This window comes from Bacillus sp. JJ1521, from assembly GCF_036965165.1.
In the GTDB taxonomy this organism is placed as follows: Bacteria; Bacillota; Bacilli; order Bacillales; family Bacillaceae_L; genus Ferdinandcohnia.
The window spans coordinates 1-10,206 of record NZ_JBALOX010000110.1 but is presented as its reverse complement, the minus strand read 5'-3'; the positions used below and the strand labels follow the sequence as shown (position 1 = coordinate 10,206).

At 38.0% G+C, this 10,206-nt stretch carries 10 protein-coding genes and 2 pseudogenes; 7 read left to right on the top strand and 5 right to left on the bottom strand.

The annotated features are described in order from the left end of the window. Positions 1-345: pseudogene (locus V7147_RS15565) on the bottom strand (Rpn family recombination-promoting nuclease/putative transposase); the annotation flags it as partial. A 140-nt stretch (positions 346-485) separates the two neighbouring features. Here V7147_RS15565 and V7147_RS15560 point away from each other — a divergent pair. Further along, the gene (locus V7147_RS15560; RefSeq protein ID WP_335368751.1) at positions 486-1,748 is read left to right on the top strand and encodes a DinB/UmuC family translesion DNA polymerase; all 1,263 of its coding nucleotides are present in this window, start codon (positions 486-488) and stop codon (positions 1,746-1,748) included. Positions 1,749-1,765: 17 nt separating this feature from the next. Then, positions 1,766-2,098, top strand: a complete 333-nt coding sequence (locus V7147_RS15555) for a YolD-like family protein (protein ID WP_335368750.1) — start codon at positions 1,766-1,768, stop codon at positions 2,096-2,098. A gap of 186 nt (positions 2,099-2,284) precedes the next feature. Here V7147_RS15555 and V7147_RS15550 read toward each other — a convergent pair whose 3' ends face one another. Then, entirely contained in the window at positions 2,285-3,001 is a 717-nt protein-coding gene (locus V7147_RS15550) for a 3-ketoacyl-ACP reductase (RefSeq protein WP_335368749.1), read from the bottom strand. Between the two features lie 365 nt (positions 3,002-3,366). On the opposite strand from V7147_RS15550, the gene V7147_RS15545 reads away from it, so the two are divergent. The 4 genes and pseudogenes from V7147_RS15545 (at position 3,367) to V7147_RS15530 (ending at position 6,386) form a co-directional block, all read left to right on the top strand. Next, positions 3,367-3,960: a dienelactone hydrolase family protein gene (locus tag V7147_RS15545; protein WP_335368748.1), complete on the top strand. Its 594-nt coding sequence runs from the start codon at positions 3,367-3,369 to the stop codon at positions 3,958-3,960. A gap of 26 nt (positions 3,961-3,986) precedes the next feature. Further along, positions 3,987-4,431: pseudogene (locus V7147_RS15540) on the top strand (carboxymuconolactone decarboxylase family protein). Between the two features lie 318 nt (positions 4,432-4,749). Continuing rightward, a complete protein-coding gene (locus V7147_RS15535; protein WP_335368747.1) occupies positions 4,750-5,298 on the top strand; it encodes a GNAT family N-acetyltransferase in 549 nt (182 codons plus the stop codon). Between the two features lie 170 nt (positions 5,299-5,468). Beyond that, complete coding sequence (locus tag V7147_RS15530) at positions 5,469-6,386, top strand: ketopantoate reductase family protein (protein ID WP_335368746.1); 918 nt, start codon at positions 5,469-5,471, stop codon at positions 6,384-6,386. 141 nt (positions 6,387-6,527) lie between these two features. On the opposite strand, the gene V7147_RS15525 is transcribed toward V7147_RS15530, so the two are convergent. Further along, complete coding sequence (locus tag V7147_RS15525; protein WP_335368745.1) at positions 6,528-7,370, bottom strand: aldo/keto reductase; 843 nt, start codon at positions 7,368-7,370, stop codon at positions 6,528-6,530. A 98-nt stretch (positions 7,371-7,468) separates the two neighbouring features. Next, the gene (locus V7147_RS15520; protein WP_335368744.1) at positions 7,469-8,569 is read right to left on the bottom strand and encodes a citrate synthase/methylcitrate synthase; all 1,101 of its coding nucleotides are present in this window, start codon (positions 8,567-8,569) and stop codon (positions 7,469-7,471) included. Between the two features lie 107 nt (positions 8,570-8,676). Between V7147_RS15520 and V7147_RS15515 the strand changes: the two genes are divergently transcribed. Next, the gene (locus V7147_RS15515) at positions 8,677-9,558 is read left to right on the top strand and encodes a LysR family transcriptional regulator (protein ID WP_335368743.1); all 882 of its coding nucleotides are present in this window, start codon (positions 8,677-8,679) and stop codon (positions 9,556-9,558) included. 588 nt (positions 9,559-10,146) lie between these two features. On the opposite strand, the gene V7147_RS15510 is transcribed toward V7147_RS15515, so the two are convergent. Further along, positions 10,147-10,206 (bottom strand): YjcZ family sporulation protein (locus V7147_RS15510; protein WP_335368752.1); only part of this gene is annotated, 60 nt, incomplete at its 5' end.

The following is a 10,206-nucleotide window of genomic DNA, read 5'->3' as shown; positions in this document are numbered from 1 at the left end:
AAATATCTTATGTAAATAAAAGAGGTATACTCTTCCTAGTTCTATTCCTTCTTCTTTCCTTTCTTCTCTCCCTAATCTCCGCTCTCCTTCAAGATTGCTTATCATATCCCGTAGCTCTTTTGCACGTGCTTCATAAATCACACGATTTTCTTTATTTCCACTTATAGTTTCCCATTCGATGAGTGCTTCTCTAACTTGCTCGATGTTCATAGCCCATTCCTCCAATTCGGACATTAATTCATCGTCTAATTGATTCTTTTGATAATCAACTGCTGATAACATTAATAGCCAAGGCAGTTCATTGTTCTCTTTCATTTGCCGACGGTATTTTCTCCATTGTTCCACGAAAGAGGTCAAATCAAACACGTGGAACTCAAGGTGGTCACTTTAAAATTTTGTTTTTAATTTCCATTGAAATCGAACGTATATTCTCTTATCATTAAGAATACAATACGAACATATATTCTTTTTGGAGATGATGTTAGATGGTGGATTACAGTCAGTTGCCCGTTCAAAAGATTTTATGTGTGGATATAAAAAGCTTTTATGCGAGCTGTGCAGCAGTGTTATTAGGTCTTGATCCACTTGAATGCTATTTAGCAGTTGTTGGAGATACAGGGCGCCCGGGAAGTGTGGTGCTTGCAGCTTCGCCAAAGCTAAAACAGGAATTTGGGATAAAAACAGGGTCAAGGCTCTTTGAAATCCCCAAGGATCCACGAATTAAAATTGTAAATCCGAAAATGGCAACATATTTACGGATTTCAACAGAAATCACAAGACTTTTTAATCGGTATGTCCCCAAAAATGCGATCCATGTGTATAGCGTGGATGAAAGCTTTATCAAGATTGATGGAACTGAAAAATTATGGGGAGACGCAACAACGATTGCGCGTAAAATCAAGCAAGAGATTGAAGCTGAGTACGGGCTAACCTGTGCGATTGGGATTGGTCCCAATATGCTGATGGCAAAGTTATGCTTAGATTTAGATGCCAAGAAAAAAGGGATTGCAGAATGGACCTATGATGATATCCCCGAAAAACTATGGTCCGTGTCACCACTAAGGGAAATGTGGGGAATTGGGAGAAGGGTAGAGCGAACCTTAAATGGGATGGGGATAACAACCGTTGGCCAGCTTGCGCACTATCCACTTGAATTACTTGAGAAAAAGTTCGGAGTGATGGGAAATCAGCTCTATTACCATGCCTGGGGTGTTGATTTATCAGAAATTGGTGCCCCTATTATGAAAGGACAGATTAGCTTTGGGAAAAGCCAAATTCTTTTGCGTGATTACCCTGACCCCGAAGAAGTAAAGCATGTCATTCTTGAAATGTGTGAAGAGGTAGCTAGGCGGGCACGAAGACATAAAAAGGCAGGGAGAACGATTAGCCTTGGAATTTCCTATAGCCAAGACGAGTTCGGCGGAGGATTTTATCGGTCGAAAACAATTGAGGCTCCGACAAATATTACGATGGAAATGTATCGTGTGTGTCTTGAATTATTTGAGAAGTTTTATGCGCAAAAGACCGTTCGTCAAATCTCAATTTCGCTTTCCAATATTGAGGATGACACACAAATGCAAATGGATTTGTTTTATCTCAACCGAGTCAAGCAGCATAAGCTTGGGTACGTAATGGACGGCATCCGAGGAAAATACGGTTCAGATGCAATCCTACGTGCAGTTTCCTATACAAATGCTGGAACATCAAGACTTCGCAGCAAGCTTGTTGGCGGACATAAGGCGGAGTAGAAAGAAGGTAATAAGAAATGATACGGGACCGCGGAGCGATCAAATGGACAGCAATGATGCTGCCGGAGCATGTGAAAATACTTAGAGATTGGGCGGAAGAAGATACGTATGAGCAAAAGCCGGAACTAGATGAACAGCAAATCGAAGAGATGAATGGCGTACTTTGTCAGGCAATGGAGGAGGGGAGAGAGATTATTGTTACGCATTTTGAAGCGAAACACCACAAACTCCTTCTTGGTACGATTCATCACTATGATAACCTACGGAACAGATTGCACATCATTGATAAATTTGGGGAAGCACACTATATTCCTGTGAATTCGCTAGTTGATCTGCGCTTTTCAGAATAATTGGGTTAAGGTATGCTAGCAAAGGATTGAAATCTAGAAAATTAGAAGGGAGTAAATAAGGGTCTCCAAATTTTCTTGACATTAAACAAATGGTAAAAACGTCTTCAATAAGTGGTAATTATAATGAAAAAAAGAAGGCGTAATCCAATGTACATCGGATAGCGCCTTGATAATCAAATCATTCTATTAAGGATTTGTTGACCAAAGTCCAGCATGTTTTAAAACAACGCGTGGATGTAGTTTAAGCTGTGCAACCATTAATTCGGCAAGATCTTCTGGCTGCATTACTTTTTCTGGATTGCCGTCTGTCAAGTTTAGCTCAACCGCCATATCGGTTGCAACCGTACTTGGCGTTAACGTTGTAACGCGGATATTTTTCTTACGGACTTCAAGCATTAATGACTCACTTAGTCCAATAACAGCCGCTTTTGAAGCGGAATATGCACTTGTTACTGGTGCGCCTTTTTGACCGGCTGTTGATGAGATATTGATGATATCACCTGTATTGCGCTCTAGCATTTCCGGTAATACTGCACGTGTTGTGTAGTAGACACCTTTTACGTTGACATCGATAATATTGGTCCATTCTTCTGGTGTTAAATCCATGAAATTACCGAACTTTGAAATTCCGGCATTGTTTACCAATATATCGATAGGACCAAGCTCGCCGCGAATGGATTCGACTGCCGTTGTAATTGAGTCTAATTCCGCAATATTAGCCGCGGCGATTGCTACCTTCACATTGTAATGTGTAAGTTCTTCCGCTACTTTTTGTAAATTTTCAAGCGTACGACCAACAAGACCTATGTGAATACCTTCTTTTGCAAAGGCAATTGCTGTTGCACGTCCGATTCCACGTCCTGCTCCTGTAATTACTGCTACTTTTCCTTCGATTGTTTGCATGATTTTCGCTCCTTGAGATAGTTTTAAATATAGGATAATAAACTAAAACATGTTAAAAAGCAACAATATGGCCTAATGAACGGCTACTACATCGGAACGTAATAGCCGTTTTTAAAGAGATGCTCATGTTGATTGCCTGTGGCTGCATGATTTATTATGCAATAATAATTTAATTGACCGGCGATTACAGATTTTGGGTTAAGAATAATAGGTAGAATAGGAATCAAATGGAGGATACTAACATGAGGTGTTTTCCAAGATTAGATATGTATTTGGTATAATTGGTATATCCAAAGGGGTGCTAAGAGGGTAAGGGATTATCGGTTTTGAATGAATAGAAGAACCACTTGTAAGGGGAATAAACAATGCTTCAAATACTAAAAAAATCAGATAATTTATTAGTTGTGGTACACGAGATTTATGGCATTAATCAACATATAAAGGATTTTTGCGATCTATTATCCCAACAGGATTTTGACGTTATCTGCCCCAATTTATTAGATCTGGAACAACCATTTGGCTACTCTGAAGAAAAACTGGCTCATCTCAATTTTATGGAGAACATAGGCTTTCCAAACGCTGTACATAAAATAAAAAGTTTAGTATCGGATTTTAAAGGTCAATATGAAGTGATATATATTATTGGCTTTAGTATTGGGGCAACGGTTGCTTGGTTGTGTAGTGAAGAACAGGGTCTTAGTGGCGTGGTGGGATTTTATGGTTCAAGAATAAGAAACTACACCGAAATCGTACCGCAATGTCCTGCTATTTTGTTCTTTCCTGAGGAGGAAGAATCCTTTAATGTGGATGAGGTCATTTCAAAATTGGACAAAAAGAATGTCAAAGTACATAAACTTTTGGGACAACATGGATTTAGTGACCCATACTCGTCAAAATTCAATGAAAAAGCAGCGAAAGAAGCGTTTAATGAAATGGTTACCTTTTTAAAGAAACTTTGACCTAATACTACGAGGAGGTTATTCAATTGGAACAACGAATGAATTATTACGATTTGGCACCTGCAGCATTTGAAATCATGATAGAAATGGAGAAGTATACGAAAACGACTGGTATAGACCGTAAGCTTCGCGAACTAATGAAAATTCGATCTTCCCAAATAAATGGGTGTGCGTATTGCTTGAATATGCACGCAGAAGATGCGAGAAAAATGGGGGAAACAGAACAACGAATATATTGTGTTAGTGCTTGGAACGATTGCACATTCTATACGGAGGCGGAAAAAGTAGCACTTGAGTTAACGGAGTACGTGACCTTAATCCCGACAAAACGTGTACCAGATGAACTTTACCACCGCGTACGCAAATATTATGATGAAAAACAATATGTGGATTTGGTTCTTATTATTAATCAGATTAATAGTTGGAACCGAATTTTCGATTGCAATGGGGAATACAGCAAAAGAAAAATAACTTCCTGTAGGAACAGGATACGGAAGAACCGCAATATCAACAAGAAAAATAAAGTCCGACAAAGGGTTGGTTCTTGAGACCAACCTTCTTCCTAATTGGAAATACATATCAGAAGGCTTTTTAATTAAGTTGATCAATCTCACTTTTATAATCTAGTGATGATCTGCAGGGCAGCTTGCATATCATCGATAAATTCGGGGATGTACATTACATTCCTATAAATATGCTAGTCGATTGCGCTTTTCAGACTGATTTAGAAGGATTTTTCGAAAAAGGATAGAAGTTAATATGGTAAACGAATAGAATGGAGCAAAAAATATGTTTGTATACCAAATTGATGAAGAACTGTCCTTAAAATTAACAGAGTTAAGTGATGCTGAGCGAATTTTTGAATTAACTGATGATTCACGACCATACTTAAGAGAATGGCTGCCATGGCTCGATATGACAACAAAGGTAGACGACACAAGAACGTATGTCGAATCGTGCAGGAAAAGCTATGCAGAAAATAAAGGGCTGCATACTGTAATTGTCTATAAGGATGAAATCGTGGGTGTTGCAAGCTTCAACGAAATCGATTGGAGCAATAAAATAGCCTATATCGGCTACTGGCTTGGTCAGAAATACCAAGGAAATGGAATCATGACAAGGGTAGCAAAGGCATTAACTGATTATGCTTTTACCCACTTAAAACTGAATCGGGTCGAAATTCGTGCAGCGGTTGAAAATCATAAAAGCAGATCGATTCCAGAAAGACTAGGCTTTGTGAATGAAGGCGAGATTAGACAAAACGAATGGCTTTATGACCACTATGTAGACCATGTTGTATATGGCATGCTTTCAAAAGATTGGCAAACAGAAAAATAAGAAACGAACTCTCGAGTAACGGTTCTTTTCGATTTAAAATATAAATAGCATTAGAAAAGGGAAATCAAATTAGGACGATTTGATGTCCCTTCTTTGTTGTTATTTAAGGATTTGCACTTAAAAAACATGTTACTATAATAGTAATACATAGAAAAGGTTGGAGAATTACTATGGAAATTAAAACAGTCTCAATTATTGGACTTGGTGCTTTAGGTATATTATTCGGGAATCAACTTGCGAAAAGATTGCCGAAAGAAAATGTTAGAATCATTGCTGATAAGAAACGTGTAGAACGATATAATAAAGACGGCGTATATTGTAATGGCGAACGTTGTGATTTTCATTACGTCACACCAGAAGAACGATGCGAACCAGCAGATTTAATTATTTTTGCAGTGAAAATTAATGGACTACAGGATGCCATAAGATCAGTAAGAAATCATGTGGGTGAAAATACTGTTTTTATATCAGCGTTAAATGGAATTACGAGTGAAGCGATTATTGGTGATGCGTACGGTATGGATAAAGTGCTTTATTGTGTTGCTCAAGGGATGGATGCCGTAAAGGTAGGGAATAAACTGACGTATGACCATATGGGAATGCTTGTGATTGGTGACAAGGAACCAGGAATGGTTTCGGAAAAGACAAAAGCGGTTGCTGCCTTTTTCGAGAAATACGGAGTTCCATATGAAGTTGATCAAAATATGCAAAAAAGGCAATGGGGCAAATTTATGTTGAACGTTGGCGTTAACCAAACGGTCGCTGTTTATAAAAGTAATTATAATGAAGTTCAAAAAGAAGGTTCTGCAAGAGAGATGATGATTGCTGCGATGAAAGAAGTAATCGATCTTTCAGAAAAAGAAGGTGTGAATTTAACGGAAGAAGATTTAAATTATTGGTTGCAGGTTTTAAGTACATTAGGTCCAAACGGAAAACCGTCTATGGCCCAAGATGTCAAGGCAAGGCGTTATAGTGAAGTCGAATTGTTTAGTGGGGCTGTCTTAAAACTTGGTAAGAAACATGATCTTCAAACTCCTGTGAATCAGGAATTGTTCGACCGAATAAGAGCGATTGAAAGTGAATATTAGTAAGTTATTTATATATTAATAGAAGAGGTCGTTTTATTTTAAGTAAAGGTGCGCTGATCCAATAAGGATTTAAGAAAAACCGGGCATAGCTCAGTTTTTCTTATAAATTTGCAAAGTGTGCTAAAAAATCGTCGAACTTGATTAAAATTCCTCATAAACCGCAGGATCCTGGTTTGCAATCCTTCCATCAGGCTGGCTTAAAGCTGAAATCATAGCCATTTCTGCATCATCCAGTGAGAAGTCAAAGATAGAAATGTTCTCTAACTGACGAACTGGTGATGCTGATTTAGGAATTGAAATCGCTCCAAGCTGATAGTGCCAACGTAAAATGATTTGCGGTATCGTTTTATTATGATGGGCAGCAATCGTTTGAAGTGTATCAGTCTCTAAGTCTTTGATTCCGCGAGTGAACGGGCTCCAAGATTCTGTCGCAATATTTTTTGCTTCATGATATTTTCTTTGTTCAGCTTGGTTAAAGAATGGATGTAACTCAATTTGGTTAATGCTTGGTCTGACTCCAGTTTCTTTTTCCAAACGATCAAGGTGTTCAGGTAAGAAATTACAAACGCCGATTGAACGAATAAGTCCCCATTTTTTAGCGTCGATCAAAGCCTGCCAAGCCTCTACATATTTATCTTTGCTTGGGTTCGGCCAATGAATGAGGTATAGATCATAATAATCAAGGTTAGCTCGGTATAGAGATTCTTGAATGGTTGCTACGGCTTTATTGTATTCTTGATAACGACCCGGAAGTTTGGAAGTAATGAGTAATTCATGCCTAGCTACAGAACTACGGCGAACAGCTTCCCCAACCGTTCCTTCGTTTTCGTAGTTATAGGCTGAGTCAATAAGACGATAGCCATTATTAATTGCACTTGTGATGGCATTCACTCCATCATTTCCTTTTAGCGGGTATGTACCAAAACCAATCACAGGTAAAGTAAATCCATCATTTAACGTAACCTCTGGAATCCTAAATTCCATAAAATAACACTCCCTCCATTAATGTCTTAATAATATCACGATTTCGAAAAATCCTCTATCATGTTGAATGGAGGGGAATGGTGGATTGTACCTTTCTTTTATGACCCGATTAATTTAGATTTTGTTCCTACATATTCTGACTCAGGGCGGAAAATAGAATTATCCTGCAGTTGCTCGATTGCATGTGCAGTCCAACCTATGATTCTCGAAACGCTGAATGTAGGTGTAAACAGTTCTGGAGGCATTTCGATAGATCGCATAATTGCAGCAGCATAATATTCGACGTTTGTATATAGTTTACGACCAGGCTTATGCTCTGCGAGTAAATTGATTATTTCCTTTTCAGCTACAACTGCTAAATCTAACCACTCATCTTTTCCTAGCATACTGGCACATTTATCTCTCAAAAGAAGGGAACGTGGATCTTCAGTCTTATATATTCTATGGCCAAAACCCAATACTTTTTCTCCTTTTTGAAGTTTTTCTTCGATCGTTGGAATGATGTTTTCTTGACTTCCTATTTCCTCAAGTAACTCAATAACTCCTGAAGGTGCACCCCCATGCAAAGGACCTTTCATTGTGCCAATTGCAGATGTGATCGCCGAAGCTAAGTCTGATTCTGTCGAAATTGTTACTCGGGCAGAAAACGTAGCTGCATTCAATCCATGTTCCATTGTTAATTTCAAATAGGTTTCAAGTGCCTCAACTTGTAGGTCGTTTGGGAGATCCCCATTTAGCATCCATAAGTAATTAGCTATATGCGACAAATTAGGATTAGGATCGACGGCAGGTAAACCCTGTTGTTTTCGGTAATGTCTTGCTACGATTACTGGAATTGCTCCAGTAAGTATTATAGCTTGCTCTTCGATAGGAGCTTTGGAAAAATGAGCATGTGCATATGCGGAAATGGATGTACGTATAGCATCCATCAATGGTACCTCTGCTGGTAAAGCATCGAGGATTGCTAGAACATGGAGAGGTAACTGTCTACCGTTCATTAGTTTGATCTTCAAATTCTTTAGCTTAATTTCGTCTGGTAAAACTCCGTGCCAAATTAAATAGGCTATTTCTTCAAATGAATAGAGAGGGATAAGTTCGTCTATTAAAACACCTCTGTAACGTAATTCTCCTAAATCTCCTTCGACTGAAGCTATATTCGTTTGGACGGCCACAACATCTTTTAATCCTTTTTTAAACATTCTAATTTTTCCTCCTTTTCTTTAGTATAGTACTGTTATATGATTATATAAATTGAATGTTTTGTATTAAAACGATTAAATTTCTTAATTAAGTATGGAGGGGTTTTGTGGAGCTTCAGTGGTTGAAAACCTTTATTGTAGCAGCGGAAACAACTAATTTTCGGCAAGCATCTGAAAAATTAATCATTTCACAACCAAGTGTGACCGTCCATATCCGATTATTAGAGGAATACCTTGGTACGAAACTTTTTGATCGTATAAATAACCGTGTTACACTGACCGATACTGGTAAACTATTTTATGTAGAGGCAAAGCAACTAGTCGAACAAATGGAAATAAGCGTAAATAGGGTTCATACATACGAACAAGGATTTCGTAAAAACTGGACAATTGCTATATCACCACTTATGGCAGAGACGATATTACCCTATATTTTACGAACGTTTATGGAGAGTCACCCAGAAGTTGAAATCAGCATCCGAGTGGAAGAGTCCGATAGTATTGAACAGCTCGTCAATAACGGAGACGTGCATCTGGGAATTTCAGCACTGGATGCTAAATTTAAGAATATCGAGTCGATCCGAATGTACGAAGACCCCATTCTTTTCGTCATTTCACCTGATACATATGATGAAGAAAGTGGACCGCCAATTGACGCATCGGAAGTATTACAGAAAGATTATATATTCACTCATCATCACCCAGCATATTGGGATACCTTGCTTAATATGCTGAACAAACACGTAAATCACATCCGAACGATGAAAGTTACACAAGCACATATTGTAAAGCGGTTTATTCAGGAAGGCCTTGGTGTATCGTTCTTACCCCACTCAATTGTGAAACGTGAGTTAATAGAGGGAAGACTAATGCAACCACATTTCAATCTCTTCAAACTCCCTACTGTTTCAACGTATATTCTTGTAAAAAAGAAAGGGGAACTGGAGGAAGAATTCATTCGTTTGATCTCCCAATATTATTTTGGATAATAGAGGACTGCCAGAAATAAGGAAATACTAGTAAAGTAATGGGTTCCGTTTCCTATCAGCAGCATTAAAAATGTAATTAAAATGAGTAATTTGTATGATAATTATTGAACTGCTTGTGTATATTTTCACATAAACTAATGGGTGCTGTTGATCCAAGAAGAATTACGCACCATTTTGTTAAATTTATAGAACTGAACAGGATAGTAGGATAATAAAAAACTTTTCTCTTAAGGCGAGTTAGATAAAAAATCAAAATAAAGGACTATACCGTTAAGGCATAGTCCTAATGAAAGAGGTACAGATAGTGAGATAACTTGTCAGGAATCTCATGATGATCATGTTGTAGTGACTGCAACAATATATTATTCAAAAATATTTTCGTTGACACGGACATTAATGGAGATTTGAAATAAAATGCTAACAGGTGCAATGCTTCAATAATGAAGGTCACTCCTTCTTATTGAAGTATCGCTACCTTTAAATAAGGGAACATCTAATAGATTGAATAGGGACATAAAAAAGAAGAGAAGCGTAATAAAACGCTTCTCCTTGATAGAGGTTTGAGTCATTTCTTACAATAGGGGAGGGTTAGTATCCGCCGCCCATGAATCCAGTACCGACAATGATCAATAGGATGAAGAGTACAAC